Here is a 25097-nt window from a genome sequence, read left to right on the forward strand (position 1 = left end):
CCGGCAGACCCTTTCTTTCTCTTCGGGAACAGGGGGTGAAAATCGGCCAGAATTTCTTCCATGAGCACGCACACCGTTTCCCCGACCGACCAGCTCCTGCCCGCCGAAGGCTACGCGGGCGACGTGAGCCCCCAACTGGCCTGGCAATGGGTGCGCGCGGGCCACGCGGTCCTGGTGGACGTGCGCAGCGACGCCGAGCGCGACTGGGTGGGCTTCGTGCCCGGCGCCGTGGCCGTCGCCTGGAAGCAATGGCCGGGCATGGTGCCCAACCCCGACTTCGACGCGCAGATCCGCGCCGCCGTGCCGCCCGGCGCCAGGGCGGTGCTGCTGTGCCGCAGCGGCGTGCGCTCGGTGGATGCGGCCCGGCGCGCGACCGCGCTGGGCATCACGGCCTACAACGTCCTCGAAGGCTTCGAGGGTAGCCTCGACGAGAACGGCCAGCGCAACCACAGGGGCGGCTGGCGCTTCCGCGGCCTGCCCTGGCGGCAGGGCTGAGGTTTTATCGCGGTAGCGGCGGAATGCGCAGCTTCTGCCCGGGGTAGATCTTGTCGGGGTGGCTCAGCATGGGCTTGTTGGCCTCGAAGATCACCGGGTACTTGCTGGCGTCGCCATAGAACTTCTTGGCGATGGCGCTGAGCGTGTCGCCGCGCACCACGTCGTGGTACTGGGCCTCGGGCTCGGGGTTGGCCACCGTCATCTGGTTATCGACGCTGGTCACGCTGGCCACGTTGCCGCAGCACAGGGTCACCTTCTCCTTGGCCGCCTGCGTGGGCGCCGTGCCCGTCACGGTGACCTTGCCCTCGGGGCCTTCGAAGGCCACCTGCAGGCCGCTCACGCCCAGGTTCTGCGTGGCGATGTAGGTCTCGATGGCCTTGCCCGCGCGGGCGTTGAGCTCGGCCTGCGTGGGCGCCGCCGCGCTGGCCGCCTGCGCCGGGCTGCCGCCGAACAGCTTCTCGCCCGCTTCCTTGATGAATGTGAACAGACCCATGGATTTCTCCTTTCGGTTGCTGGGAACGATGGTTCCCGGTCGGATGTAGCGTAGCGCGCAGCGCGCGGGCAGGGCATGGGCGCCGCCACCATTGACAATTCTTCGCATTTGCCGTGCCGGCGGCAAAACTCGTGATAATCCGCCCCATGACTTTTCTGGCCATCGATGTGGGCAACTCCCGCCTGAAGTGGGCCCTGTACGACGCGGCGCGTCCCGGTACCGCGATGCTCGCCCATGGCGTGGAATTCCTGGACCATATCGAGCGCCTGTCCGAAGGCCCCTGGGCGGGCCTGCCCGCGCCCACGCACATGCTCGGCTGCGTGGTGGCGGGCGACGCGATCAAGCGCCGCGTGGTCGAGCAGATGGAGCTGTGGGACGTGCCCGCGCACTGGGTCGTGCCCTCGCAGGAGGAGGCCGGCGTGGTCAATGGCTACGACTACCCCACGCGCCTGGGCGCCGACCGCTGGGTGGCCATGATCGGCGCGCGCCACCGCCTGCTGGCGCAGGGGCCGGCGCGGCCGTTGATCCTGGCCATGGTGGGCACGGCCGTCACGGTGGAGGCGCTGGACACGAGCGGGCGCTTCCTCGGCGGCCTGATCGTGCCGGGCCACGGCATCATGCTGCGCGCGCTCGAGAGCGGCACCGCCGGCCTGCACGTGCCCACGGGCGAGGTGCGCCTGTTCCCCTCCAACACCAGCGACGCACTGACCAGCGGCGGTACCTACGCCATCGCAGGCGCGGTCGAGCGCATGTACCAGCACCTGCTGCAGCACTGCGGCCAGGAGCCCGTGTGCATGATGACCGGCGGCGCGGGCTGGAAGATGGCGCCCAGCATGACACGGCCCTTCGAACTGGTGGAAAACCTGATCTTCGACGGCCTGCTGGAGATCGCCTCGCGCCGCCTTGCCGCTGCGGCGGCTTAGCCCTCGCCTGCGCCGTCGCTTGTCTCGTAAGCCTGCACCAGCCGCGCCAGATGTGCGCGCTGCTCCGGCTCCAGGTACGGCATGAGCAGCCCCAGCACATGGCGCGCGCCGCGCAGCAGCGCCGCCTGGGCGCTTTCGGGCTCCAGGGCGCGGCGCGGGTCGCCCACGTACTCGAAGCAGAGCCAGTAGGTCAGCACCACCACCATGCAGGTGGCGGTGGCCTGCAGGTCGTCCTCGTGGTCCATGCGCAGCGCGCCGCCGCGCCGCATGGCGGCCAGCAGGGCGCGCATGGCGGCCACCTTGGCCTGCAGCACGCCGGGGAACTGCGTCTCCAGCAGGCGGTTGCGCGACAGCAGGTTGTTCAGGTCGCGGTAGAGAAAGCGGTACTGCCAGAGCAGCTCGAACAGCCGGTGCATGAAGAACCACGCGTCCTCCACGTCGGCCGCATCGCCGCCGGCCTGCAGCAGCCCGCCCAGGGCCTCGTCGTACTGTGCGAACAGCGCATTGACGATCTCGTCCTTGGCGCGGTAGTGGTAATAGAGGTTGCCGGAGCTGATGCCCAGCTCAGCGGCAATGGAGGCGGTGGAGACATGGGGCTCGCCAAAGCGGTTGAACAGCGCCAAGCTGGCCTCGAGAATGCGCTCGGCGGTGCGGCGGGGGGCCTTGCGTGCCATGGGCCGTCTCCTCCCATAGATGGCGACGGGCGGGGTGTCGCGGTATGTTGACTCTACCCCAGGAGGCTACTGCGTGCACGTATTTTTCGATAGCGGAAAACGCTGGATTGGCAAGGGTCTGCGAGGGCAGGGCTGCTCAGCCAGGGAGCAGCCTGCCTCAATCCTCGTCATCCGCGGCGTCCGCCTTGCGCCGGCCCTGCAGCCGCCGCAGTTCTTCCTCCAGGGCATGCACGCGCTCCTGCAGCGCCTGCATGTCCTGCGCCGTGGGCATGCCCAGGCGCTGCAGGGCCTTGGCCACGCGCTGCTCGAAGATGCCTTCCAGCCGGTCCCACTGGCCGGCGGCGCGCTCGCCCAGGTCCGAGGCCAGGTGGCTCATGCGCTGGGCGGCCTCGCCCAGGTGCTCCTCGGCGGCGCTCTGGGTCTTGCGCTGCAGGGCCAGGCCCTCGCGCACCAGGGCCTCGAAGACCTTGCCGCCTTCCTCCTGCGCTTTGGCGAAGGCCCCCAGGCCGGCCAGCCATATCTGCTGGGCCGACTCGCGCGCCATGCGCGGCAGTTCGTGAGCGGGGTTGGGGGCGTCGTCGTCGCGGGGCGGGCGTGGCATGGTGGCTCCTCCTTGGCACATCGTGAAACTGGTATTTTGTGCAGCGGCCTGGCGCGGGCGTAGGCAGGCGGCCCTAATTTGCGGGGATGAGGCGGTCGGTTACCGGGCCGGACAGACGGTTACGCCCCGCCATGGGTCAATGGGATAATTCCACGTTTTGCTCCCTCGGCACAGGCATATCTGGCAAGAGAACCCATCATGATTCTGGTCACCGGCGGCGCCGGCTTCATCGGCGCCAACTTCGTGCTCGACTGGCTGGCCGGCTCCGACGAGCCGGTGGTCAATCTGGACAAGCTCACCTACGCGGGCAACCTGCACAACCTGGATGGCCTGTCGGGCGACGCGCGCCATCTCTTCGTGCAGGGCGACATCGGCGACGGCGCCCTGGTCTCCCGCCTGCTGGCCGGGCATCGTCCGCGCGCCATCGTCAACTTCGCCGCCGAATCGCACGTGGACCGCTCCATCCACGGCCCGGAAGACTTCATCCAGACCAACGTGGTCGGAACCTTCAGGCTTTTGGAGGTCGTAAGGCACTACTGGCAAGCGCTTTCAGCTACAGAAAAAGAAGCATTCCGGTTCCTGCACGTGAGCACCGACGAGGTCTATGGCACCCTGGCGCCCAGCGCCCCGGCCTTCACCGAGGCGCACGGCTACGAGCCCAACAGCCCCTACAGCGCCAGCAAGGCCGCCAGCGACCACCTGGTGCGCGCCTGGCACCACACCTATGGCCTGCCCGTGCTCACCACCAACTGCAGCAACAACTACGGCCCGCTGCACTTCCCAGAGAAGCTCATCCCGCTGATGATCGTCAACGCCCTGGCCGGAAAGAGCCTGCCGGTGTACGGCGACGGCATGCAGGTGCGCGACTGGCTGTACGTCAAGGACCACTGCAGCGCCATCCGCCGCGTGCTCGAAGCAGGGCGCCTGGGCGAGACCTACAACGTCGGCGGCTGGAACGAGAAGCCCAACATCGAGATCGTCAAGACCGTCTGCGCGCTGCTCGACGAACTGCGCCCGCGCGCCGACGGCCAGAGCTACGCCACGCAGATCACCTACGTGCAGGACCGCCCCGGCCACGACCGCCGCTACGCCATTGACGCGCGCAAGATCGAGCGCGAACTTGCCTGGCGCCCGGCCGAGACCTTCGAGACCGGCATCCGCAAGACCGTGCAGTGGTACCTGGACAACCCGCAATGGGTGCAGCAGGTGCAGAGCGGCGCCTACCGCGACTGGGTCGCCAAGCAATACGCATCCGCATGAACATCCTGCTACTCGGCAAGAACGGCCAGGTCGGCTGGGAGCTGCAGCGCAGCCTGGCCGTGCTGGGCGAGGTCACGGCCCTGGGCCATGACGAAGCCGACTTCACCCAGCCCCAGGCCGTGGCGCAGGCCGTGCGAGCCCTGTGCCCCGACGTCATCGTCAACGCCGCCGCCCACACCGCCGTGGACAAGGCCGAGAGCGAGCCCGAGCGCGCCCGCCTGCTCAACGCCACCACCCCCGGCGTGCTCGCCGAAGAGGCTGTCAGGCTGGGCGCCTGGCTCGTCCACTACAGCACCGACTACGTCTTCGACGGCAGCGGCAGCCGCCCCTGGCGCGAAACCGACGCCCCCGCGCCCCTGTCCGTCTACGGCGCCACCAAGCTGGAGGGCGAACGCCTGATCCAGCAATCGGGCTGCCGCCACCTGATATTGCGCACCAGCTGGGTCTACGCCGCGCGCGGCGGCAACTTCGCCAAGACCATGCTGCGCCTCGCGCAGGAGCGCGAACGCCTGACGGTGATCGACGACCAGTGGGGCGCTCCCACCGGGGCCGATCTGCTGGCCGACGTGACGGCCCACGCCATCCGCCACCTGCAGCAGCGCCCGCAGGACGGCGGCCTGTACCACTGCGTGGCCGGCGGGGAAACCACTTGGCATTCCTATGCAAAATACGTGGTAGAGCATGCCAGGCAAGCGCAATCAGCTATTAATATAATAGCAAAAGAGATTGCGCCCGTGCCCACCAGCGCCTTCCTCACGCCGGCCAGGCGACCGCACAACTCGCGCCTGGACAACGCCAAGCTGCAGGCCGCCTTCGGCCTCCGGCTCCCGCCCTGGCAGCAGGGCGTGGCGCGCATGCTCACCGAAATTCTCTGATCGCACCGCAATGACAGCACCCACACGCAAGGGCATCATCCTCGCCGGCGGCTCCGGCACCCGGCTGCACCCGGCCACGCTGGCGATCAGCAAGCAGCTGCTGCCGGTGTACGACAAGCCCATGGTCTACTACCCGCTCAGCACCCTGATGCTCGCGGGCATCCGCGACATCCTCCTCATCAGCACGCCGCAGGACACGCCGCGCTTCGAGCAACTGCTGGGCGACGGCGGCCAGTGGGGCGTGAACCTGCAGTACGCCGTGCAGCCCAGCCCCGATGGGCTTGCGCAGGCCTTTCTGATCGGCGAGCGATTCCTGGCGGGCAGTCCCAGCGCCCTGGTGCTAGGCGACAACATTTTCTATGGGCATGACCTCCAGCCCCTGCTGCAGACCGCCAATGCCCGGACCAGCGGCGCCACCGTGTTCGCCTACCACGTCCAGGATCCGGAGCGCTACGGCGTGGTGGCCTTCGACGCGGCGGGCAAGGCCACCAGCATCGAGGAAAAGCCCCAGGCGCCGCAATCCAACTACGCGGTCACGGGCCTGTACTTCTACGACGGCCAGGTGGTCGACATCGCCAAGGCCGTCAAGCCCAGCGCCCGTGGCGAGCTGGAGATCACCAGCGTCAACCAGGCTTATCTGGAGCAGGGCAGGCTCACCGTGCAGACTATGGGCCGCGGCTACGCCTGGCTCGACACCGGCACGCACGAGAGCCTGCTCGACGCCAGCCAGTTCATCGCCACGCTGGAAAACCGCCAGGGCCTGAAAGTGGCCTGCCCGGAAGAGATCGCCTGGCGCAGCGGCTGGATCGACGCCGTCCAACTGGAAAAACTCGCCCAGCCCCTGGCCAAGAACCGCTACGGACAGTACTTGTTGCAACTGCTCCGCCACAAGGTGTTTTGATGAAAGCCACCCCTTTGGCCATTCCTGACGTGGTGTTGATCGAACCCAAGGTGTTCGGTGACGCGCGCGGCTTCTTCTTCGAGAGCTTCAACCAGAAGGCCTTCGACGAGGCCACCGGCACCAATTTCCAGTTCGTGCAGGACAACCACAGCCGCTCCGGCCGCGGCGTGCTGCGCGGCCTGCACTACCAGGTGCAGCAGCCCCAGGGCAAGCTCGTGCGCGTGGTGCGCGGCGCGGTGTGGGACGTGGCGGTGGACATCCGCAGAAACTCCCCCACCTTCGGACGCTGGGTGGGCGCGGAACTTTCCGAGGACAACCAGCGCCAGCTGTGGGTGCCGCCGGGCTTTGCGCACGGCTTCGTGGCGCTCAGCGAGTCGGCGGATTTCCTCTACAAGACCACCGACTATTACGCGCCGCAGCATGAGCGTTGCATCGCGTGGAACGATGCGCAGCTGGCCATCGCGTGGCCCTATGCGGGCGAGCCGGTGCTGTCCGCCAAGGATCAGGCGGGCAAGCCTCTGGCCGAGGCAGAGCTTTGCATGTGAGCGCGGCACCGGCGTCCGGCGGGCAGGCGGGCAGGGCGCTGAGGGTCGCCCTGCTCGGCACGCGCGGCATTCCCGCGGGCTATGGCGGCTTCGAGACCTTTGCGCAGCAGCTGGCCGTGCGCCTGGTGCGGCGCGGGCATCAGGTCACCGTGTATGCCGAGGCCGATCGGCAGGGCTTGCCCGACACCTGGTACGAAGGGGTGCGCATCAGGCACGTGCAGCGTCCGCGCTGGGGGGCGGCATCGGTCATCGGCTACGACTGCCGCTGCCTGCGCGATGCGCGCCAGGGCTACGACCTGCTGTACATGCTGGGCTATGGCGCGGCCTGGGCCTGCTGGTGGAACCGCAGAATCCTGGGGCAGAAGGTCTGGCTCAACGTCGATGGCCTGGAGTGGGCCCGCAGCAAATGGGGACACCTGGCACGGGTCTACTTGCGTGCCATGGAGTGGGTGTCGTCGCGTGCTCCCACGCGGGTGCTGGCGGATGCGCAGGCCATCGCCGACCGGTATGCCCGCCTCTATCCGCGGGGCGTTCCTTGCAGCTTCATCGCCTACGGCGCCGAGCTGCCCGCCGTTTCCTCCCGGGCAGCGCACGATCTGTCCCGCTGGAACCTGCGGACCGGGGAGTATGTCCTGGTCGTGGCGCGGCCCGAGCCCGAGAACCATGTGCTCGAAATCGTCGAAGGCCATGCCCGCTGGGGGGGGGACTGGCCGCTGGTGGTCGTCGGCGATGTCCGTCCCGTGACCCCGTACCAGAAGCGGTTGCTGGCGCTGGCCGGCGACAAGGTGCGCTTCATCGGCGGGGTGTACGACGCGGGTCTGTTGACGGGCTTGCGCATGGGGGCAGGCTGCCATGTGCACGGGCATTCGGTCGGGGGCACGAACCCCTCGCTGCTCGAGGCGCTTGCCTGCGGCAACGTGGTCGTTGCGCATGACAACCCCTTCAACCGCGAGGTGGCGCGAGATGCCGCGCATTATTTCCAGACGAGCCAGCAGCTGGCCGAGGCCCTGGAGCGGGTGCGTGCGCTAACTGCGTCCGCGCGGCAGGCCGTGGCCGCGCGCGCGCGCGGCATCGTGGCGCAGCACTACACCTGGGACTCGATCGCCGCGCAGTATGAGAATCTCATGCACGCCGAATGCGCGGGCATCGCCGCGGGAGCCTTGCATCGATGAGTGCGGCATCCTGCGTCCATGCCGTGGTGGTGTCCTACCGCAGCGATCCCCAGCGCCTGGCCCGGCAGTTTGACCGGCTGCTGGAGCAGGTGAGCGCCATCGTGTGGGTGGACAACGCGTCCGGGGACGGCCTTCGTGCGCTGGCGAGCCGCTGGCCTGCCGAGCGCCTGCATGCCATCTGGCTCGGCGACAACCAGGGCATTGGCGCGGCGCAGAACCGGGGCATGGAGCGTGCGCTGGCGCTCGGCGCCTCGCATGTGCTGTTGATGGATGACGACAGCCTGCCCGCGCCCGACATGGTGCCCCGCCTGCTGGCAGCGCTGGCCGCGCACCCCCAGGCCGCGGCCGTGGGGGCGTGCCACGTCGATCCGCGCCGCGAGACCGGGCGCACGCCCTTCAGCGTGGTGGCCGGGGGGCGGCTGCGCTGGCTGGAGTGTTCCGACGCCCGGCAGGTATGGGAAGTGGACCATGTGATCGCGTCCGGCTGCCTGATCCCCGCGCCCGTGCTGCAGGCGGTCGGCGGGATGCGGGAAGACTTCTTCATCGACTGGGTGGATACCGAATGGTGCCTGCGCGCCCGGGACAGGGGCTACCGGATCTATGGCGTGTGCGCGGCGCTGCTGGAACACACCCTGGGCGACAGGGTGGTGCGGGTGCTGGGGCGGGAAATCCCTTGGCATGCGCCGTGGCGGCATTACTATCAGGCCCGCAATTTCGTGCTCATGCTCCGCTCGCGCCAGATGGGCCATGTGTCCAAATCGCATATGACGTTCCGCCAGCTGAAGCGTTTCATCGTGTTCTCCACCTTGGTACCCGGACGCTGGCAATATTTCAAGATGTGGCTGCGCGGGCTTCTGCACGGCTGCCAGGGGCGCTCCGGGCCGGTGGTGCCTCCAGGGAGCAGGTGAATCTCCGATGAACAATGACGACATGAACGCACAGGAACCGCGCCAGAAGCTGGGAGAAATCCTGCTGGCCGGACAAAAGCTCTCGCGCAACGACCTCGAGCGCGCGCTGGAGGTGCAGCGCTCCATGGGCGGCCGCCTGGGCCGCCTGCTGCTCAGCCTCGGGCTGGTGTCCGAGGGCGACGTCTGCGCCGCGCTCGCGTACCAGGCGGGCCTGCCCCTGGTGCGCCAGGAAGCCTTCCCGCAGGACCGGCCCGAGCTGGGGCAGCTCAACACCAGCTTTCTGCTGTCCAACCACGTGCTTCCCCTGGGGCCGGTGGACGGCCAGGCGCCGCTGCCGGATTTCGTCGCGGCCGACCCGCAGGACCCGGCGATGCAGGCCGCGCTGCGCCTGGTGTTCGGCCAGGTGCCGGGGCTGGCCTTCGGGCTCGAATCGGAGATCGCGGCGCGGCTGCAGCAGTGGTTCGTGCAGGATGAGCTGCCACCCGAAGAGCAGGAGGGCCAGGCCTATGGCGCCTCCGAATTCATCGAGCACCTGCGCGACATGGCCTCCGAGGCCCCCATCATCCAGCGCGTCAACCAGATCCTCGCGCAGGCCGTGAGCGCCAAGGCGTCGGACATCCACATCGAGACCTACGAGGAAAAGTCGGTGGTGCGCATCCGTGTGGACGGCGAGATCTTTCCCATCGACGACATCGACAACAAGGACGCGCCGGCCATCGTCTCGCGCATCAAGATCCTGTCGCAGCTCGACATCGCCGAGCGGCGCATGCCCCAGGACGGACGCACCAAGATCCGCGTGCATGGCAAGGAAATGGACGTGCGCGTCTCCACCGTGCCCACGGCGTTCGGCGAATCGGTGGTGATGCGCCTGCTCGAGAAGAACTTCGACTTGCTGTCGCTGCAAAGCCTGCACTTCACGCCGCCCACGCTGGCCGCCATGCGCCAGCTGCTGGCCGTGCCGCACGGCATCCTGCTCGTGACCGGGCCCACGGGTTCGGGCAAATCCACTACGCTGTACGCGTCGATGCAGGAGCTGGAGGGCCAGAACCTCAAGATCCTCACCGTCGAAGACCCCGTGGAATACCGCCTGCCCTGGCTCAACCAGGTGCAGGTGCAGCCCCAGATCGGCCTGACCTTCGCCCAGGTGCTGCGCGCCTTCCTGCGTCAGGACCCCGACGTCATCATGATCGGCGAGATGCGCGACGGCGAGACTGCCGAAATCGCCGTGCAGGCCGCGCTCACCGGCCACCTGGTGCTGTCCACGCTGCACACCAACAGCGCCATGGGGGCCATCGTGCGCCTGATCAACATGGGGGTTGAGCCCTACCTCATCACCGCCTCGGTCGTCGGCGTGCTGGCCCAGCGCCTGGTGCGCCAGCTCTGCGGCGACTGCAAACAGCCGCTGTCCGCCGAGCAGGCACGCGTCGCCGCGGCGTCGCTGGGCGTCGCGCCCACGGGCGAGGCCACCCTGTACAAGCCCGTGGGCTGCGCCAACTGCCGCAACACCGGCTACCGGGGGCGCGTCGCCATCCACGAGCTGCTGCGGCTCACCGACGAGGTCAAGCAGCAGGTGCTCGAACGCGGTACGGCCGTGCATGGCGCGCAGGGCGCCTACGTTGGCGGGAACTTGCTGCAGGACGGCGCAACCAAGGTTTTTTCAGGCCTGACCACGGCCGAAGAAGTGCTGCGCGTCGCACGTCAACATGATTGAATTCCACTACGCCGGAACCCTCGCCGATGGCAAACCCTGCCAGGGCTCGATTCGCGCCAGCGATGCGCAAGCGGCGCGCCTGCGCCTGCTCGGCCAGGGCATCACGCCCGTGCGCTTGCAGGGCGGCGAGGCGGCCGCCTCGCCCGGGGGCGCGGGTGAACGGCCGGCCGTGCGGCTCAAGCGCAGCGACGTGCTGCTGTTCACCCGTGAAATGGCACACCTCAAGCAGGCCAACATGCCGCTGGACAAGGCCCTGGCCATGCTGCGCGAAACCGCAGGCAACGAACGCATCAAGGCCTTTCTCGCAAGCGTGCAGGAAGAGGTGCGCGGCGGCAAGTCCCTGTACCAGTCCCTGCAGCCTTTCGAGCGCGACCTGGGGCGCCAGTACCTGGTGCTCATCCGCGCGGGAGAGGCCTCGGGCTCGCTGCACACCATCCTGCAGGAGCTGACAACCCAGCTCGAGGCCGACGACAAGCTGCGCAACTACATCATCTCTTCCATGACCTACCCGGCCATCCTGCTGGTCGTGGCGGTGTTGTCCGTGATACTGCTGCTGGCCTTCGTGGTGCCGCAGTTCCGACAGATCTTCGACTCCATGGGCGACGCGCTGCCATACTCCACCCAGCTCGTGCTGCAGGCCAGCGACTTCGTGCGCGGCCACTGGATGGCGCTGCTGCTGGGCCTGGCCGTCACGGTCCTGCTGCTCTCGCGCTGGGCTGACACGGCGACGGGGCGCAGGAGGATCGACGCCGCCGTGCTCTCCCTCCCGCTCATGGGCAAGGTGCTGCGCAACCTGCAGTTCGCGCTGTACTTTCGCACCTTCGGCGTGCTGCTGCAGCGCGGCGTACCCCTGGTGGACGCACTGCGCATCGCCATCGACACCCTCACCAACCAAGCGCTGCGCCAGGACATGGAGCCGCTGGTGGCGGTGGTCAAGACCGGCCAGCGCCTGTCCTCGGGCCTGGATTCGCCGCATTTCGCGGGCACCAGCACGCCGCAGCTCATCCGCGTGGCGGAAGAAACCGGCCAACTGGGCAGCACGGTGCTGAGCCTGGCTGCGCGCTATGAAGACGAGGGCCGGCGCACCATGGGCCGCGTGCTTGCCACCATGGAGCCCCTCATCATCATCGTCCTGGGCGCTCTGGTCGCCTTCATCATCGTCGCCATCCTGGGCGGCGTACTGTCGATCAACGACACCATCTGAAAACTATCCCTCGAAGGAAGCATCCCATGCATTTCGCAACCACCCTCCGTACCCCGCTGCAGGCGCGCCGCGCACGCGGCTTCACCCTGATCGAGCTGCTCGTCGTCCTGGTCATCCTCACGCTGCTCGCTGGCCTCGTGGGCCCCAGGGTGCTCGACCAGCTCGGCGGCGCCAAAGCCAAGACGGCGCGCGTGCAGATCGGCGAGATGGAGCAGGCCGTCGACCTGTTCAAGCTCGACGTGGGCCGCTACCCCAACGACGCCGAAGGCCTGCGCGCCCTGGTCGAGCGTCCCGCCACGGTGCAAGGCTGGAACGGTCCCTATCTCAAGAAAGGCCTGCCCGTCGATCCCTGGGGCGCAGCCTACCAGTACAAATTCCCTGGCCGCCACGGCGGCCCCGACATCTTCTCCCTCGGTGCCGACGGCAAGCCCGGCGGCGAGAGCGATAACGCCGACATCTACAACTGACGTGCGGCCGCTGATCGTTGGGTGAGCGCATGCGCCTTCGAACGCCCCGGCCATGGGGCAGGCACCGGGGCTTCACGCTGCTGGAGTTGCTGGTCGTGCTGGTGCTCGCCGGCATCGCGGTGGCGGTGGTCGGCGGCAGCGCACAGGCCTACATGGAGCGCGCACGCTACCACCAGACCGTGCGCGACCTGGCTAGCCAACTCGGCCGCGCGCGTGCGCTGTGCGTGCAGCAGGGGCGCCAGATCGTCGTGTCCTACGCGCCGCAGAACCGTCAGCTGAGCATCGACGGTCAGTCCGTGCTCGATATTCCCGCATCGCTCTCCGTGCGCTGGGAGGGTCTGGCGCAGGCTCCGCAGCAGCAGAATGCGGCTGGCCAGCCGGTGTTCGTGTTCAACGCCGAGGGCGGTGCCCGGGGCGGGCAGATCCAGGTGTCGCGTGGTGCGCAGGGCGTGTTGTTCAGCGTCAACTGGTTGCTGGGCACCGTGCAGCAGACGGTGGTGGCGGCGCCATGAACACCAGGCGCGCGCGCGGCTTGCGCGGTTTCAGTCTGCTGGAGGCACTGGTGGCAATGGCCATTGCGTCGATCGCCTTTGCCGTGCTCTACCGCACGGTCGGGCAGAGCTCGCTCAACGCCACCACGGTCGAGTCGCGCGCCGAGGCCGCCCTGGTGGCGCGTTCGGTGCTTGCCTCCGCCACCTTTGCCGAAGACCTGGGGCAGCACCCCGAGGGGCAGTCGGGTCCATGGCAATGGTCGGTGCAGGTGCAACCGGAACAGGTGGCCGTGCATGCGCCGGGCGCGCGCCAGGCTCCGCCGCCGTTGCAGGCTGCGCGCGTGGAGCTCACCATCGCGCGCGACGGCCGCACCGTGCTGGCCTGGACCAGCTGGAAACCCTACCGCGCCGCGCCATGACCCGCCCTACGCCCTCACGCCAGCGCGGCTTCACCCTGCTGGAACTCCTGATCGCCCTGGCCGTGACCACCGCCGTGGTCGGCCTGGTGTTCGCGGGCTTTGGCGTCATTGGCCGCAGCCAGGAAAGCAGCCAGCAGCTCGTTGACCGCAGCGAACGCATGCTCCAGGTGGGCCAATGGCTGGGCCGCAAGTTCGACACCCTGCGACTGCTCAGCCATGGCCAGGATGGGCGATTCGTACTCTTCTTCAGCGGCAGCGCCGCTGGGGCCCTGTGGGTCTCGCCTCTGCCCGAACGCGGCGACGCCGGCGGCCTGTACGTGCTGCGCGCCTCGCCGCTGCGCCACGACGACGGGCGGGTGGACCTGGCAATCGAGGCGCTGCCCTATGACGGCGCCCTGATGGCGCTGGACTGGGCACGCGCCGAGCGCGAAATACTGCTGCCCGACGTGCGCACCCTGCAGTGGTACTACCAGGATGGCGCCACGGGACAGTGGCTCCAGCAATGGGACGCTGGCCGCGCCGGCTACCCTGTGCGCATCCGCCTGGCCCTGGGAGATGCCCGGGGCGACTGGCCCGAGCTGGTCTTTGCCTTGGCGAGGGCGCAATGAAGAGGTACGCAAGCGCCCAGCGTGGTGCAGCCCTGGTATTGGTGCTATGGCTCGTGGCCGCGCTCTCGCTGACCGTGCTCGCTGGAGCCCGCGGCATACGCCAGCAGACCCAGCGCGCCGCCTTCGACCTGGAGCGCCTGCGCATCGAACCCGTGCTCGACGCGGCGCGTCAGCTTGCCGTGCAAAGCCTGCTGAAGGAAGGCGGCCGGGCGCGCGGCTACCGCGCCTGGCAACTGCAGCTGGGGCCCTACGGCGTGGAGCTGGAGATCATTCCCTCGGGCGGGCTGGTGGACGTCAACGTCGCCAGCGACGCCCTGCTGCTGGCCCTGCTGCAAAAGGTCGGCGGCCTCACGCCCGGCGAGGCTGCCATCATGGCCTCGCGCATCCGGGACTACATCGACCCCGACGACCAGCCCGGCGGCATCGGCGGCGCCGAGGCGCCCCAGTACCGTGCCGCCGGCTGGCCCGTGCTGCCGCGCAACGGCCCCGTGGACGACCTCTCCGAACTGCGCATGGTGCTCGGAATGAGCCCGGAGCTGTATGAGATAATTTCGCCCTATTTGGGTATCAATGGGCAGCAACGCATCGAGATCGATGCCGCGCCTCCCGCGCTGATCGACGCGCTCACGGACCAGCCTGGTCTGGGGGCGCAGATCCAATCATCCCCCCCCGAAATGCGCGCCGGCGCCCTCCTGTCCGGTGCGGTGGCGCAGATCTTCGCCACGGCACGCGCGGGCGGTGGCACCGTCAAGGTGCGCGCCATGGTGCAGACCGATCAGGGGCACTGGTGGCAGCGCGAGGCATGGGTGGACCTGAGCACACGCCCCGACTCGTTGACGCCTTGGACCACGCTCTCGCTCGAGCCCACGCGCCGTATGAACCCGCCACCACAGGAAATCCATCCATGACCGCCAGGGAGCAGTTCAACCGCCGTCTGGAGGCGGTGTTCGACCGGCTCGCCTGGGGCTTCGGCGACGCCCGGCGCATGCTGGTCGAGCGCGGCCTGTGGCCAGCGGCTGCGCCCGTGCTCGCCGCACCCGATGGCGCGCGCTTTTGCGTCGCCGCTACCCGGCTGCGCCCGGCCGGCGGCAAGCGCAGACCCCAGGGCCTGCTCGTGCCCGAGGGTGACAGCCTGTGGGGCAGCCTGCAACTGCCCGACATGCCTCGGCGCCAGCTTGGCCCGGCCGTGCAGGAGGCACTGTGGCGCGTCAGTCCGCTGCCGCCCGACCAGATTTGGTGCGCCTGGCGCGCCACGCCCCAGGCTCAGGGTGGCTGGAGCGTCGAATGGGGTGCCTGCCGCCGCGACCAGCAGGGTGCGGCCCTGTCGCATCTCGGGCTACCCGCGGATGCCTCGCTTTACCTGGCCCGCGCCGGCCATGCCCTGCCCGTGCACGGCGCTGGATGGCCGGCGCAGCAAAGGCGCCAGCGCTGGTTCGATGCCCTGGCCCTGCTCGGGGTGTTGCTCCTGGCTGCTGCGCTGGCTGTGCCTGCGCTCATGCCCCTGGCGCTCAAGCGCCAGGCCGTTGTGCGTGCCGTGGAGCATGTGAACGAGCTGGAGCCCAAGGCCGCCCCGCTGCGTCCGCAGCTCGACGAACTGCGCCAGCAGGCCAGCGTGGCCGAGAGCCTGCGTCAGGCCGCGGCCAGCGCCGACCTGCCCCTGGCCAGCGTCATCGAGGCGTTGTCCGAGGCGCTGCCCGACGACAGCTGGCTCGAGCGCGTCGAAATCAGCGGCAACGACATCCGCATCACCGGGGTCGCGGGCAACGCCGGCGACCTGGCCGCGCGCCTGGGCCGCCACGGCGGCTTTGTCGAGGTGCGCGCCTCTGCCGCCAGCGTGCGCGACAACGCGCTGGGCAAGGAGCGCTTCACTTTCGAGATGCGCTGGCGCCCACCCCAAGCCGAAGGAGGCAAGCCATGAACGTCTGGACACGCCGGGCCCTGGTCACCGCGCTGCTGTGCGTGCTGGCCCTGCTGGCCGGCGCGGGGCTGGCTTACAACGCGCTCTGGAGCCGTTATGACAGCGGCTTGTCGCTACTCGAATCGCGCAGCGAGCGCATCGACGGCCTAGTCGGCGCCGGCCCCGATATCGCCTCGCGCCTCGAATCCGCACGCCAGACCGTCGCGCCCTGGCTGCACCCGGCCGGCGAGAACGCCGCCAATGACGCGCAGCAGCGCCTGCGCGAACTCATCAACGCCTCGGGCAACACCCTGGTGTCGTCCCAGGTGGCGCTGGAGCCCGGTGCCGAAGGTCGACTCGCCAGCGTGCGCCTTACGGCCACCCTGACCGGCGACTGGCCCCGGCTCGTGCGCTTCATGCAGGACTTGCAGGCGCGCACGCCGCCGTTCTGGGTGCGCTCCGCTAGCCTCGCGCGCGAAGGCGCCAACACTTCGGGGGCGGCGCAGACTGCACGCCTCACTCTGCAGCTGGCGGCGCCCCTGGCACCGGAAAAGGGGCAGCCATGATCCGTCCCTGGCACTTCACCCCCCTGTTGGCCGGTGCCGCGCTGGCTGCCGGCGCCTACTGGTGGCTCGCCGAAAAGGACCTCTGGCAGCCTCCGCCGGCGCGCACGCCTGAACTGCCCCAACTCGCGCCACTGCAGCAGCCCGTGCGCTCCACGGTCCGAGAGGCCCTGGCTCGGCCACCGCTGTGGGCCTCGCGCCGCCCGGTCGAGGCCGACGGCAAGAAAGGCGGCATGGAACAGGAAATCAACCAGTCGCGCCTGACGGCCGTATTCGAATCGGGCAGGCAGCGCATTACAACATCCCTGAAATACATTTATGTATTTCAGGATTCAAGATAGGACGCCAGGAGAGTGGCGACGAGCTCGGCGGTCTGCTTCAGGTCGGCAGCGGGGGCCGGCAAAGGCTCCCAGCGGCCGGTGTGGCTGCGAAACGCTGCCGTGTACTTGTTGCGAGCGACCTCGCTCAAGCGTGCCACGGTATCGACGTCGTCGTCGCGGTGCATCTGGATCAGCAGGTGCTTGCCATAGGGACGCACATGGGCCGCGGTGCGGCCGGTGAATTCGGCGAGATGGCGCTGCAGCTCAGCGGCGCTTGCTTGGGCGAGGGGTGTGGGCATGGCGGGTGAACCTCCTGGGTTCGCCAGTTTGCAGCTCGAAGCCGGCGAACGTCCACTTGAACGGCTTGGGCGAGACGTTGCGCTGTGCGATGAAGGCCTCGGTGCGCTGGCGCAGATGCTGGGTGGAGGTATGGCTGGCGTGGCGCAGGACGCGGCGCGAGTAGATGCCGAACAGCAGTTCGATCTGGTTGACCCAACTGGCATGCAGCGGCGTGAAGTGAAAGACGAAGCGCTCACCGTGCCGGCTGTTGAAATCAGCCCACACCGCCTGCGCGCGGTGCGTGTTCAGGTTGTCCCAGATGACGTGCACGGTGCCCTGGGGATAGGCGCATGCCACCTCCTCCATGAAGGCCACCAGATCGTCCTGGGTGCGTCTGTCGGTGCAGCGGCCCAGCACCCGGCCGGAATGCACGTCCAGCGCGGCCGTCAGCGCCTGCGTGCCATGCCGGATGTACTCGAATTCGCGGCGGCGTGCGCGCCCAGGCTGCGGGGCGCGGTCGGCATGCTTGCGCTCGATCGCCTGGATGCCGGTCTTCTCGTCGATGCTCAGCACCACCGAACCCAAGGGCTGCTGGCGGTACAACTCACAGATGGCGTTGACCTTCTCGCGAAACTGCGGGTCAGGACTGTGCAGCCACTGCCGCACGCGGTGCGGGCGCACATCGCCGGCTTGCAAGATGCGCTGCAGGTGACTGCGGCTGATGTGCGGCACGACCCCGCGCTGCACGGCGCGCTCGCACAACTCATTCAGCGTCGGCGTGGCCCGGCCAAGACCTTCGGCCGGCTCGCACGCCAGGGCCAGCAGTTGCAGCCGCTGCGCGTCAGCGATGCGCCGCGGTCGCCCGGGACGCTGGACCTCACGCAGCCCCGCCATGCCTTGGCTCGCCACGCGGCTGCGCCACTTCGACACGCTGGGCAGCGACAGGCCCAGCGACGCAGCGATCGCCGCCGTCGTCAGACCCTCGTCGGCCATCAGCGCGATCTTGGCTCGCACGACGTCGCGCTGGGCTGCCGTGCTCTGGCGCACCAACGCTTCGAGCGCCTCGCGCTCCTTCTTTGACAGCTTGACAACTTGTGCTCGACGGCCTCGCCTCATGAGGCGTCGAGCTTACATCAAAAACCCCTTATAGAAAACATATTTACGGGATGTTGTACTAGGTGCCTGCAGCGCGTTCGTGACGAGTTCGGCCGGACGCCTTTCTAAGACATCACGTATTTGGGGATTTATGCTGGGATCGATCGGACTGCGTATGCGCCAAGTGTGGGATTTGACGCGACGCCATGGAGTTCGTCGTGCTGCGTCCATGGTCAGGCAACGGCTCAAGCACGGGCCTGGCGGACCGTTGAAGAGCCGCAATGTCTTCACGCATTACGACTTCGTGCGCGTCGCCAGGGTGCAGTTGGCTCCGCAGCCGGCGCGCGCCAATACCTTGCTTTGGTTCATTCCGGATTTCAATATCGGCTCGGGCGGACACCAGACCATTTTTCGCACCATCTGGCATCTGGAGCGTATGGGCTGGGAGTCGAGCATCGTGATCGTGAGCCCCACGGTTCATGCGACGGCCGAGTCGGCGCGCCACGATATCTGCGAGCATTTCTTTCCCCTGCAGGCCCGGGTTTTCATCGGTTTTGATGGGTTGCCCAGTAGCGAGTTCGTCATCGCCACTGGCTGGCAGACGGCCTATCCAGTGCGTGCGGTCGCAGGGCCTGTCAAGAAGCTGTACTTCGTGCAGGATTTCGAGCCGAGTTTCTACCCGACTGGGACCGAGTCGGTGCTGGCGGACAACACCTACCATTTCGGCTTCTTCGGCATTACCGCCGGGGGCTGGCTGGCACGCAAGCTGCGGGCCGAATACGGCATGCTGACGCACCCCATCAGCTTCGGCGTGGATCACGACCTGTACCGCCAGCGCCCGCGGCGCGAGCCGCACATCAAGCGTGTATTTTTCTATGCGCGCCCGCCAACGCCGCGGCGCGCCTTCGAGTTCGGCCTGCTGGTGCTGGAGGCCGTCTCGCGCAGATTGCCGGATACCCAGTTCATACTGGCCGGCTGGGATGTGAGCGACTACCACATTCCATTTCCTCATCTGGCGGCGGGAGTCATCTCGCCCGAGGAGTTGGCCGACGTGTTCAGCCAGTGCGATGCGGCGCTGGTGCTGTCGCTGACCAACCTGTCGTTGATGCCGCTGGAGGTGATGGCCGCCGGCTGCGCCGTGGTCTCCAATCGTGGTGACTGCGTAGAGTGGCTGCTCAATGACGATGTGGCGCTGCTGACCGATCCTACGCTGGAGGCCCTGTCGGATGCGCTGTGCCATTTGCTGCAGGACGATGCTGCGCGCCAAGCCCTGTGCCGGCGAGCCCAGGAGTTTGCGCGCCACCAGCACTGGAAGGCGTCGGCAGAAGCCTTCGAGCAGGGTCTCCTGGAGGCGCGCAAGCTGCTGTCTGTGGTGGCTGAAGAAGCGGTGTGATGATGCAGTTGATGAGGCGTTGGCAGTGGCCATGCGGAACCGGATCGGACAGGGTGCTGGCGAGGTGTACATGGGCGTGAGCGTCAATCGGCCGGGGGCTTTACAGCAGGCGTCGTCGGGACGCGCGCAGCACGCCTGGGTGTTGTGGCGCTATTGGATGCTGCGCGAATTCAAGACGCGTTATGCGGGCTCCGTCCTGGGTCTGTCCTGGGCCTTCGTGCAGCCGCTGGCCACGCTGGCGATCTTTTACGTGCTTTTTGGCATGGTACTGGCGGTGCGCGTACCGGGGCTGGATCTTGCCAACGGCTACCTGTTGCACCTGCTGGCGGGCTTGGCCGTGTGGCTGCCGTTCACGGATGCCATAGGCCGGGGCGTGGGCTGCCTGGCAGCCTACGAGGATTTTTTGCGCAAGCAACCCATGCCGGCCGAGATCCTGCCTGCGGTAGCCGTCGGAGGCAGTCTGTTGGTGATGGCCATAGGCTACGCCTTGTTCCTGGTGCTCAGCCTCACGCAGGGGGCGCCGCTGCGGGCCACTTGGGCTTGGCTACCGTTGCTGGTGTTGGCTCAGGTGGCGTTGACGTTCGGCCTGACGCTGCTCCTGAGCATGGCGCATTTTTTGTGGCGCGACGTGGGTTCGATCGTGGCCTTTGCGTTGCAGCTGTGGTTCTACCTGACGCCGGTGGTCTACCCGCTGGCGCAGGTGCCCGAGCGCTTTCACGTCTGGTATCTGCTCAATCCGGTGGCCTGCCTGGTGCTGGCTGTGGAGTGGGCGGCGCTGGGCATGGCCATGCCTGGGGGCACGCTGTGGGCTCTGCTGGCCTGGACTCTACTGCTGGGTGGAGGGGGCTGGTGGTTCTTCCGCTCGATGAAGGCAGCACTGGGTGAGGCGCTGTAATGGCCATCGCGTTCAAGAACATAGAAAAGCACTATGCGGTGTATGCACGCCCGCAGGACAGGCTGTGGGAGTGGGTGACCGGGCGCCAGCGCCACCGCGTGCACGTGGCGCTGGCGGGCATCGACTTCGAGGTGCGGCCGGGCGAGACCTTTGGCCTGATCGGCGAGAACGGCGCGGGCAAGAGCACCTTGCTGAAGATCGCGGCAGGCACCATCCGCCCCACGCGGGGCGAGGTCATGCGCCAGGGACGGGTGGCGGCGCTGCTGGAACTCGGGGCGGGCTTTCACCCCGAAGAGTCGGGGCAGGACAACATTCGCTTCATGGCGGCGCTGCATGGCCTGGAGGGGGAGGCGTTGGAGGATTTCGCGGCGCGGGCGACGGAGTTCTCCGAGCTTTCCGCCGAAACTCTGCAGCGGCCCGTGAAGACCTATTCGTCGGGCATGTTCATGCGGCTGGCGTTCGCGGCGGCGACGGCCATCGAGCCGGAGGTGCTGATCGTGGACGAGGCGCTGTCGGTTGGTGACCTGCACTTCCAGAAAAAAAGCCTGAACCGCATCCTGGAACTGCGCGGGCGCGGTGCGACGGTGCTGTTTTGTTCGCACAACCTGTACCAGGTGCGCAGCCTGTGCCAGCGCGCGGCCTGGATCCATGGCGGCCGCATAGAGGCGATCGGCCACACCGAGGACGTGGTCACGGCCTACGAGGCGCATGAGCGGCGGCGCTACGCCCATCTGCGTACCGATGCGCCGGACGCCGCGGTAGCGCCGACGCAGACGGCTGCGGCTCCGCCAGCGCACGCATCGGTGCCGGTGAAGATCATGCGCGTAGGCATCGAGACTGCCGACGGAATCAACCCTGCGCAGGTGGATTCGTTCCAGGACCTGACCCTGGAGATCGAGGTGGAGTCCTATGGCGACGCACCATTCCATGTAGGGTTTGCCATCGTGCGGCCGGACAAGGACAACGTGTTTGGCAGCAGCACCCAGTTCCTCGGTTCCAGGCCGCCCATGCGCGGTGTGGGCCAGCATCGGGTGCGCGTGCGGTTTCCCCGTCTTCCGCTGCTGTCGGGCGAATACCTGTGGAGCGTGTACACGTTGGACGATTCTGGTCTGCAGGTGCTCGACATGGCGGAGCTGATCCAGCCTTTCACGGTGCTTAACCAGAAGCACCGCGAGTTCGGTCTGGTTTGGCTGGAGCACGAATGGCTGCAGGTGCAATGAGTCGCGACTGGCGACTGGACTGGGCGTTCCCCGCACTGGGCCGCCTGCCCACCACTTTGCCCTGGCGGCTTGTGCATTGGCTGGGCCGCGATGCGCCGGCCGTGCGGCGTGCGACCGAGCTTTTTTTGCAGCAGCGGTTCAGCCAGGTTTTTCTTGGAGCGACAGGGGAGCAGCACCGGCAATGGGCGCGTGCGCATCTGGACATGCTGGCCACGGAAATGCTGGACGCCGCGGCTTTGCACCGCCTGGGCGAGCCGGGTGGGCCGAGCATTACGCTGCAGGGCTGGGGGCATGTGCAGACTCTGCAGCAACGCGGACAGGGATTCATTCTCGTGCTTAACCACTACGATCGCTTGCTCACCGCGGTGATCGCCCTGGGGCGCAGGGGGGTGGCGCTGAACATCCTGACCATGCCCGTCGTGGACAATCCGGGCCTGGGCGAGGCGCAGCGCGCTTTTCTGGTGAGGAAGATCGCCGCCACGACGCGGATTACGGGGGGGCAGTGGCGTACATCGAGCGAGCCCTTGCGTCCGGTGCACGAAGGCCTGCGCAAGGGCCAGGGCTGGGTGATCCTGGCCGATGCCTGGAGCCCCGACTTTGCGCGCATGCGCGACCATGCGTTCCTGGGCGGGTACCTGCGTTTGCCCACAGGCATCGAGCGCTTGGCCGAGTCCACGGGGGCCGCCTTGCTGCATGCCTGCACGCGCAGTCTGGCGCCGGACAGGCTGGAGGTGGCGGTGGAGGCGTTGTCCGGCAGCCCGCAGGCCGCCATAGATGCCGTGATTCAGCGCCTGGACAGGGATGTGCGTGAGCGCCCCTGGGCTTGGTGGCATTGGGGTTTGTGGGACCAGATGTGGCGGCCAGCCGCGCAAGAGGGGGAGAGCAATGTCTGACATAGAACGCTACGACTACGCCTTCGACCCCGAGGGCGATGCCTGGGCCGCGCGGCTCCTGCGCCGGGTGCCGGGCAGGGCCTCTGTACTCGAACTGGGGCCTGGCCCGGGGGCCATGACGCAGGTGCTGCGCGCGCGCGGGCAAGCGGTCACGGTGGTGGAGAATGACCCCGCTGCGCTGCAGGCGTTGCGGCCCCTGGGCGTGCAGGCCGTGGAGGCGGACCTGGACGGTCTGGCCTGGCTGGATGCGCTGCAGGGGCGGCGCTTCGGTGCCATCCTGGCATGTGATGTGCTGGAGCACTTGCGCTCCCCTGAACAGGTGCTCGAGGAGCTTGCCGGGCTGCTGGAGCCCATGGGCAGCCTGATCATCTCGCTGCCCAATATCGCCTATGCCGGCGTGGTGGCGGCCTTGCGCGCCGGTGTGTTCGACTATGCGGACAAGGGGCTGCTCGACCGCACCCACCTGCGTTTCTTCACCCGGCGCAGCATAGAGCAGCTACTGATGGACTGCGGCTGGGTGCCGCTCGCTTGGGAGGCCAACCGGGTCCCCGTGGCACAGAGCGAATTTGCCTGGCACTGGGAAGCCATTCCTGATGCCTGGCGCCAGCATTTGCTTACGGGCTGGACTGATTTCGATGTGTATCAGTGGATGGTGGTCGCGGCGCCCGCGCGTGACTCGCGCGACTGGGAGATGGTGCAGGTGCGCGCCGAGGCCAGCCAGCTGCGCGCCCAGCTGCAGGCGCTGCAGCTGACGCATGCGACGGAACATGCCTCGTTGCTGGAGCATCAGAAGGCGTTTGGCGAGGCCCGGCAGCTGATTGCGCAGTTTGAGCAGGAACGGGACTCGCTGCGCCAGCAGGTGCAACAGCTGGCAACTGACAAGGCAGCACTGGAGCAGGCCTGCCAGGACACGCAAGAGACCTCGGCTCAGGAGCGTGCCGCCATAGGCGGGAGTTCCTGGCGCGCGCGCTTGGCTCGGCGGTTGGGCGTGGATTGACATGAGGCAACGGACTATGAGGAAGGTGCGCGCGGCTTGCACACTGGTGCTGCTCGCAGGAGCTTGGGTAGCTGCTGCCCAGGCACAGACCGTCTGGCAGTTCGTGGACCGCGATGGCGTGACGCACATGGGTAACGTGCCGCCTCCGGCGCCGCGCGGCGTGATTTGGATCGAGGGCGTGGGCTCCGCTACGCCCGCAGGGCAGTCCAAGTCGGGCAACACCCAGGCGGCCAAGCTGCCCGGATATGCGGCGGCACAGCCGCTGCTGGAAGAGGCTGCACGTGCGCAGGCGCTGGAGCCCGCGCTGGTCATCGCCGTGGCGGCAGCGGAGTCGGGCTTTAACGCCGATGCGGTGTCACGCAAGGGAGCTCTGGGCCTGATGCAGGTCATGCCGGCCACGGCGGAGCGCTATGGAGTGGCGGGGCGTTCCGGCACGGATGGCCGCCACGCGGTGATGGAGCCCAAGCTCAATGTCCAGGTAGGTAGCCGCTACCTGGCGGATCTGCTGCGCATGTTCGATGGCGACAAAGAGTTGGCCCTGGCGGCTTACAACGCGGGCGAGGGCGCCGTCGTCAAGCATGGCAGGCGCATCCCGCCCTACCCCGAAACGCGGCAGTACGTGGACAAAGTCATGCGTCTATACCAGACGCTGGTGCGATAGGCTAGGCATCGGGGCAGCTACCATCAGGCCTTCATGATCTGGCTTTCCTTCGTCGCTTTTCTGAGCTCCGTGCTGGCTGCTGCGGGCGTGCTGCGCTGGGCGCAGGATCATGCGGCCAACTATGGGCGCGCGGTGCCCCAGCGGTTTCATTACGGTGACGTGCCGCGTCTGGGCGGGCTGGCCATGCTGGTGGGCATAGCGCTGAGTTGGGGACTGGGGCGTTTGACGACGGCGATGGGCGATTCCTCTTCGCTGCGCATGGATAGCTGGGTGCTGTGGTGGCTGCTTGCACTGATGCCGGCCGTGGTAGGCGGCATGGTGGAGGACGTGACCCAGCGCCTGGCGCCACGCTTTCGCCTGCTTTTGTCTCTGCTGACGGCGGTGTTGGCCGTGAGCATGCTCGGCCTGCAGCTTCCACGGCTGGACCTGCCCTGGCTGGATGCGCTGCTGGCGACTGCGCCCTGGCTGGGCGTGGGCATTGCACTGTTGGCGGTGACGGGCCTGCCCCATGCCTTCAACATCATCGATGGCTACAACGGCCTGGCCGGCATGGTGGCCATCATCGTCTGCCTAGCGCTGGCCCATGTGGCGCTGCAGGTGGGCGACCGGGGGCTGGCGGCGGTGCTGGTGTCCACGGCAGCGGCGACGGGAGGCTTCCTGGTTTGGAATTACCCGCGCGGCATGCTGTTTGCCGGTGATGGCGGAGCCTATATTTGGGGGGGGGTGATTGCACTGGCCAGCCTGAGCCTGGTGCAGCGCAATCCCCAAGTGTCGCCCTGGTTCCCCATGCTGCTGCTGATCTACCCCGTGTGGGAGACGGTGTTCTCCATGTACCGCAAGCTGGTGCGCGGCGTGTCGCCGGGCGTGGCCGATGCGCTGCATTTTCACCAACTGATTTACAGGCGCATAGTGCGCCGCGTGCTGCATGGCGACGCAGCCAGGCGCATGCTCAAGCGCAACAATCGTACTTCCCCCTATCTGTGGGCATTCACGCTGCTCACGGTGGTCCCGGCGGTGCTGTTCTGGCGCTATACGCCGGTGCTGATAGGGTTCTGCCTGCTGTTCATGGTGCTGTACGTGATGGCGTACCTGGCCATCATCCGCTTCAAGGTGCCGGGCTGGCTGCAGCCGTGAGGG

Annotated in this window: 30 protein-coding genes; 25 read left to right on the top strand and 5 right to left on the bottom strand. The window is 67.8% G+C overall.

The window, feature by feature from the left end; translation table 11 throughout:
* Positions 1–60 precede the first annotated feature (60 nt).
* Positions 61–495, top strand: coding sequence for a rhodanese-like domain-containing protein (locus tag ALIDE2_RS02995; protein ID WP_013721355.1), 435 nt, complete (start codon positions 61–63; stop codon positions 493–495).
* A 4-nt stretch (positions 496–499) separates the two neighbouring features.
* Here ALIDE2_RS02995 and lysM read toward each other — a convergent pair whose 3' ends face one another.
* Entirely contained in the window at positions 500–988 is a 489-nt protein-coding gene (gene lysM, locus ALIDE2_RS03000; RefSeq protein ID WP_013517534.1) for a peptidoglycan-binding protein LysM, read from the bottom strand.
* Positions 989–1134: 146 nt separating this feature from the next.
* Here lysM and ALIDE2_RS03005 point away from each other — a divergent pair, with 146 nt between their 5' ends.
* Positions 1135–1911, top strand: a complete 777-nt coding sequence (locus ALIDE2_RS03005; RefSeq protein ID WP_013517535.1) for a type III pantothenate kinase — start codon at positions 1135–1137, stop codon at positions 1909–1911.
* Here ALIDE2_RS03005 and ALIDE2_RS03010 read toward each other — a convergent pair.
* Together ALIDE2_RS03010 and ALIDE2_RS03015 are read right to left on the bottom strand one after the other, a co-directional pair.
* Positions 1908–2585: a TetR/AcrR family transcriptional regulator gene (locus ALIDE2_RS03010; protein ID WP_013517536.1), complete on the bottom strand. Its 678-nt coding sequence runs from the start codon at positions 2583–2585 to the stop codon at positions 1908–1910. The two genes, ALIDE2_RS03005 and ALIDE2_RS03010, sit on opposite strands and share 4 nt — an antisense overlap.
* A gap of 157 nt (positions 2586–2742) precedes the next feature.
* The gene (locus ALIDE2_RS03015; protein ID WP_013517537.1) at positions 2743–3186 is read right to left on the bottom strand and encodes a phasin family protein; all 444 of its coding nucleotides are present in this window, start codon (positions 3184–3186) and stop codon (positions 2743–2745) included.
* A gap of 198 nt (positions 3187–3384) precedes the next feature.
* Here ALIDE2_RS03015 and rfbB point away from each other — a divergent pair, with 198 nt between their 5' ends.
* From rfbB to ALIDE2_RS03095, 16 genes are read left to right on the top strand one after another with little or no spacing between them, the layout of a single operon-like run.
* Positions 3385–4446: a dTDP-glucose 4,6-dehydratase gene (gene rfbB, locus ALIDE2_RS03020; protein ID WP_013517538.1), complete on the top strand. Its 1062-nt coding sequence runs from the start codon at positions 3385–3387 to the stop codon at positions 4444–4446.
* Positions 4443–5321 carry a dTDP-4-dehydrorhamnose reductase gene (rfbD, locus tag ALIDE2_RS03025; protein WP_013517539.1) on the top strand — a complete coding sequence of 293 codons (879 nt, stop codon included), beginning with the start codon at positions 4443–4445 and terminating at the stop codon, positions 5319–5321. Before rfbB ends, rfbD begins: the two co-directional genes overlap by 4 nt.
* A 10-nt stretch (positions 5322–5331) precedes the next feature.
* Complete coding sequence (gene rfbA / locus ALIDE2_RS03030; RefSeq protein ID WP_013721356.1) at positions 5332–6222, top strand: glucose-1-phosphate thymidylyltransferase RfbA; 891 nt, start codon at positions 5332–5334, stop codon at positions 6220–6222.
* The gene (rfbC, locus tag ALIDE2_RS03035) at positions 6222–6767 is read left to right on the top strand and encodes a dTDP-4-dehydrorhamnose 3,5-epimerase (protein ID WP_013721357.1); all 546 of its coding nucleotides are present in this window, start codon (positions 6222–6224) and stop codon (positions 6765–6767) included. The genes rfbA and rfbC overlap by 1 nt, the downstream gene beginning before the upstream one ends.
* Complete coding sequence (locus ALIDE2_RS03040; protein ID WP_234305519.1) at positions 6764–7939, top strand: DUF1972 domain-containing protein; 1176 nt, start codon at positions 6764–6766, stop codon at positions 7937–7939. The genes rfbC and ALIDE2_RS03040 overlap by 4 nt, the downstream gene beginning before the upstream one ends.
* Complete coding sequence (locus ALIDE2_RS03045; protein ID WP_013721359.1) at positions 7936–8847, top strand: glycosyltransferase family 2 protein; 912 nt, start codon at positions 7936–7938, stop codon at positions 8845–8847. Before ALIDE2_RS03040 ends, ALIDE2_RS03045 begins: the two co-directional genes overlap by 4 nt.
* A gap of 7 nt (positions 8848–8854) precedes the next feature.
* On the top strand, positions 8855–10558 hold the full coding sequence (locus ALIDE2_RS03050) for a GspE/PulE family protein (RefSeq protein ID WP_013721360.1): 1704 nt from the start codon (positions 8855–8857) through the stop codon (positions 10556–10558).
* Positions 10551–11762 (top strand): type II secretion system F family protein, encoded by a 1212-nt coding sequence (locus ALIDE2_RS03055; protein ID WP_013721361.1) that lies wholly within the window; start codon positions 10551–10553, stop codon positions 11760–11762. The genes ALIDE2_RS03050 and ALIDE2_RS03055 overlap by 8 nt, the downstream gene beginning before the upstream one ends.
* A gap of 26 nt (positions 11763–11788) precedes the next feature.
* Positions 11789–12229 carry a type II secretion system major pseudopilin GspG gene (gspG, locus tag ALIDE2_RS03060; RefSeq protein WP_013517546.1) on the top strand — a complete coding sequence of 147 codons (441 nt, stop codon included), beginning with the start codon at positions 11789–11791 and terminating at the stop codon, positions 12227–12229.
* A 29-nt stretch (positions 12230–12258) separates the two neighbouring features.
* Positions 12259–12741: a GspH/FimT family pseudopilin gene (locus ALIDE2_RS03065; protein WP_013721362.1), complete on the top strand. Its 483-nt coding sequence runs from the start codon at positions 12259–12261 to the stop codon at positions 12739–12741.
* A complete protein-coding gene (locus tag ALIDE2_RS03070; protein ID WP_013721363.1) occupies positions 12738–13139 on the top strand; it encodes a type IV pilus modification PilV family protein in 402 nt (133 codons plus the stop codon). The genes ALIDE2_RS03065 and ALIDE2_RS03070 overlap by 4 nt, the downstream gene beginning before the upstream one ends.
* On the top strand, positions 13136–13747 hold the full coding sequence (locus ALIDE2_RS03075; protein ID WP_013721364.1) for a prepilin-type N-terminal cleavage/methylation domain-containing protein: 612 nt from the start codon (positions 13136–13138) through the stop codon (positions 13745–13747). The genes ALIDE2_RS03070 and ALIDE2_RS03075 overlap by 4 nt, the downstream gene beginning before the upstream one ends.
* Complete coding sequence (locus ALIDE2_RS03080) at positions 13744–14655, top strand: type II secretion system minor pseudopilin (protein WP_013721365.1); 912 nt, start codon at positions 13744–13746, stop codon at positions 14653–14655. The genes ALIDE2_RS03075 and ALIDE2_RS03080 overlap by 4 nt, the downstream gene beginning before the upstream one ends.
* Positions 14652–15665, top strand: coding sequence for a PilN domain-containing protein (locus ALIDE2_RS03085; RefSeq protein ID WP_013721366.1), 1014 nt, complete (start codon positions 14652–14654; stop codon positions 15663–15665). The genes ALIDE2_RS03080 and ALIDE2_RS03085 overlap by 4 nt, the downstream gene beginning before the upstream one ends.
* Positions 15662–16210: a type II secretion system protein GspM gene (gspM, locus tag ALIDE2_RS03090; RefSeq protein WP_013517552.1), complete on the top strand. Its 549-nt coding sequence runs from the start codon at positions 15662–15664 to the stop codon at positions 16208–16210. Before ALIDE2_RS03085 ends, gspM begins: the two co-directional genes overlap by 4 nt.
* Positions 16207–16548, top strand: a complete 342-nt coding sequence (locus ALIDE2_RS03095) for a hypothetical protein (RefSeq protein WP_013721367.1) — start codon at positions 16207–16209, stop codon at positions 16546–16548. The genes gspM and ALIDE2_RS03095 overlap by 4 nt, the downstream gene beginning before the upstream one ends.
* Here ALIDE2_RS03095 and ALIDE2_RS03100 read toward each other — a convergent pair.
* Together ALIDE2_RS03100 and ALIDE2_RS03105 are read right to left on the bottom strand one after the other, a co-directional pair.
* Positions 16533–16826, bottom strand: coding sequence for a hypothetical protein (locus ALIDE2_RS03100; RefSeq protein WP_013721274.1), 294 nt, complete (start codon positions 16824–16826; stop codon positions 16533–16535). The two genes, ALIDE2_RS03095 and ALIDE2_RS03100, sit on opposite strands and share 16 nt — an antisense overlap.
* The gene (locus tag ALIDE2_RS03105; RefSeq protein ID WP_013721273.1) at positions 16792–17922 is read right to left on the bottom strand and encodes an IS630 family transposase; all 1131 of its coding nucleotides are present in this window, start codon (positions 17920–17922) and stop codon (positions 16792–16794) included. The genes ALIDE2_RS03100 and ALIDE2_RS03105 overlap by 35 nt, the downstream gene beginning before the upstream one ends.
* A 247-nt stretch (positions 17923–18169) precedes the next feature.
* Between ALIDE2_RS03105 and ALIDE2_RS03110 the strand changes: the two genes are divergently transcribed.
* From ALIDE2_RS03110 to ALIDE2_RS03140, 7 genes are read left to right on the top strand one after another with little or no spacing between them, the layout of a single operon-like run.
* On the top strand, positions 18170–19294 hold the full coding sequence (locus ALIDE2_RS03110; protein ID WP_238530092.1) for a glycosyltransferase family 4 protein: 1125 nt from the start codon (positions 18170–18172) through the stop codon (positions 19292–19294).
* A 31-nt stretch (positions 19295–19325) separates the two neighbouring features.
* The gene (locus tag ALIDE2_RS03115; protein WP_234305524.1) at positions 19326–20189 is read left to right on the top strand and encodes an ABC transporter permease; all 864 of its coding nucleotides are present in this window, start codon (positions 19326–19328) and stop codon (positions 20187–20189) included.
* Positions 20189–21409 carry an ABC transporter ATP-binding protein gene (locus ALIDE2_RS03120; RefSeq protein WP_013721368.1) on the top strand — a complete coding sequence of 407 codons (1221 nt, stop codon included), beginning with the start codon at positions 20189–20191 and terminating at the stop codon, positions 21407–21409. The genes ALIDE2_RS03115 and ALIDE2_RS03120 overlap by 1 nt, the downstream gene beginning before the upstream one ends.
* Entirely contained in the window at positions 21406–22302 is an 897-nt protein-coding gene (locus ALIDE2_RS03125) for a hypothetical protein (RefSeq protein WP_238530093.1), read from the top strand. Before ALIDE2_RS03120 ends, ALIDE2_RS03125 begins: the two co-directional genes overlap by 4 nt.
* Complete coding sequence (locus tag ALIDE2_RS03130) at positions 22295–23299, top strand: class I SAM-dependent methyltransferase (RefSeq protein ID WP_013721369.1); 1005 nt, start codon at positions 22295–22297, stop codon at positions 23297–23299. The genes ALIDE2_RS03125 and ALIDE2_RS03130 overlap by 8 nt, the downstream gene beginning before the upstream one ends.
* A 1-nt stretch (position 23300) precedes the next feature.
* Positions 23301–23960, top strand: coding sequence for a transglycosylase SLT domain-containing protein (locus tag ALIDE2_RS03135; protein WP_238530094.1), 660 nt, complete (start codon positions 23301–23303; stop codon positions 23958–23960).
* Between the two features lie 33 nt (positions 23961–23993).
* Positions 23994–25094, top strand: a complete 1101-nt coding sequence (locus tag ALIDE2_RS03140; protein WP_013517567.1) for a glycosyltransferase family 4 protein — start codon at positions 23994–23996, stop codon at positions 25092–25094.
* Positions 25095–25097: the final 3 nt, after the last annotated feature.

Origin of the sequence: Alicycliphilus denitrificans K601 (genome assembly GCF_000204645.1) — a bacterium.
Lineage (GTDB): Bacteria > Pseudomonadota > Gammaproteobacteria > Burkholderiales > Burkholderiaceae_C > Alicycliphilus > Alicycliphilus denitrificans.

Coding starts and splice junctions, on each gene's coding strand:
- rfbA (WP_013721356.1), top strand. CDS start 5,332: ATGACAGCACCCACACGCAAGGGCATCATCCTCGCCGGCGGCTCCGGC.
- ALIDE2_RS02995 (WP_013721355.1), top strand. CDS start 61: ATGAGCACGCACACCGTTTCCCCGACCGACCAGCTCCTGCCCGCCGAA.
- ALIDE2_RS03080 (WP_013721365.1), top strand. CDS start 13,744: ATGAAGAGGTACGCAAGCGCCCAGCGTGGTGCAGCCCTGGTATTGGTG.
- ALIDE2_RS03115 (WP_234305524.1), top strand. CDS start 19,326: ATGCGGAACCGGATCGGACAGGGTGCTGGCGAGGTGTACATGGGCGTG.
- ALIDE2_RS03085 (WP_013721366.1), top strand. CDS start 14,652: ATGACCGCCAGGGAGCAGTTCAACCGCCGTCTGGAGGCGGTGTTCGAC.
- ALIDE2_RS03050 (WP_013721360.1), top strand. CDS start 8,855: ATGAACAATGACGACATGAACGCACAGGAACCGCGCCAGAAGCTGGGA.
- ALIDE2_RS03010 (WP_013517536.1), bottom strand. CDS start 2,585: ATGGCACGCAAGGCCCCCCGCCGCACCGCCGAGCGCATTCTCGAGGCC.
- ALIDE2_RS03095 (WP_013721367.1), top strand. CDS start 16,207: ATGATCCGTCCCTGGCACTTCACCCCCCTGTTGGCCGGTGCCGCGCTG.
- ALIDE2_RS03125 (WP_238530093.1), top strand. CDS start 21,406: ATGAGTCGCGACTGGCGACTGGACTGGGCGTTCCCCGCACTGGGCCGC.
- rfbD (WP_013517539.1), top strand. CDS start 4,443: ATGAACATCCTGCTACTCGGCAAGAACGGCCAGGTCGGCTGGGAGCTG.
- ALIDE2_RS03135 (WP_238530094.1), top strand. CDS start 23,301: ATGAGGCAACGGACTATGAGGAAGGTGCGCGCGGCTTGCACACTGGTG.
- ALIDE2_RS03055 (WP_013721361.1), top strand. CDS start 10,551: ATGATTGAATTCCACTACGCCGGAACCCTCGCCGATGGCAAACCCTGC.
- ALIDE2_RS03045 (WP_013721359.1), top strand. CDS start 7,936: ATGAGTGCGGCATCCTGCGTCCATGCCGTGGTGGTGTCCTACCGCAGC.
- ALIDE2_RS03120 (WP_013721368.1), top strand. CDS start 20,189: ATGGCCATCGCGTTCAAGAACATAGAAAAGCACTATGCGGTGTATGCA.
- ALIDE2_RS03015 (WP_013517537.1), bottom strand. CDS start 3,186: ATGCCACGCCCGCCCCGCGACGACGACGCCCCCAACCCCGCTCACGAA.
- ALIDE2_RS03140 (WP_013517567.1), top strand. CDS start 23,994: ATGATCTGGCTTTCCTTCGTCGCTTTTCTGAGCTCCGTGCTGGCTGCT.
- ALIDE2_RS03130 (WP_013721369.1), top strand. CDS start 22,295: ATGTCTGACATAGAACGCTACGACTACGCCTTCGACCCCGAGGGCGAT.
- ALIDE2_RS03005 (WP_013517535.1), top strand. CDS start 1,135: ATGACTTTTCTGGCCATCGATGTGGGCAACTCCCGCCTGAAGTGGGCC.
- ALIDE2_RS03070 (WP_013721363.1), top strand. CDS start 12,738: ATGAACACCAGGCGCGCGCGCGGCTTGCGCGGTTTCAGTCTGCTGGAG.
- lysM (WP_013517534.1), bottom strand. CDS start 988: ATGGGTCTGTTCACATTCATCAAGGAAGCGGGCGAGAAGCTGTTCGGC.
- ALIDE2_RS03065 (WP_013721362.1), top strand. CDS start 12,259: ATGCGCCTTCGAACGCCCCGGCCATGGGGCAGGCACCGGGGCTTCACG.
- ALIDE2_RS03075 (WP_013721364.1), top strand. CDS start 13,136: ATGACCCGCCCTACGCCCTCACGCCAGCGCGGCTTCACCCTGCTGGAA.
- gspG (WP_013517546.1), top strand. CDS start 11,789: ATGCATTTCGCAACCACCCTCCGTACCCCGCTGCAGGCGCGCCGCGCA.
- rfbC (WP_013721357.1), top strand. CDS start 6,222: ATGAAAGCCACCCCTTTGGCCATTCCTGACGTGGTGTTGATCGAACCC.
- gspM (WP_013517552.1), top strand. CDS start 15,662: ATGAACGTCTGGACACGCCGGGCCCTGGTCACCGCGCTGCTGTGCGTG.
- ALIDE2_RS03105 (WP_013721273.1), bottom strand. CDS start 17,922: ATGAGGCGAGGCCGTCGAGCACAAGTTGTCAAGCTGTCAAAGAAGGAG.
- ALIDE2_RS03100 (WP_013721274.1), bottom strand. CDS start 16,826: ATGCCCACACCCCTCGCCCAAGCAAGCGCCGCTGAGCTGCAGCGCCAT.
- rfbB (WP_013517538.1), top strand. CDS start 3,385: ATGATTCTGGTCACCGGCGGCGCCGGCTTCATCGGCGCCAACTTCGTG.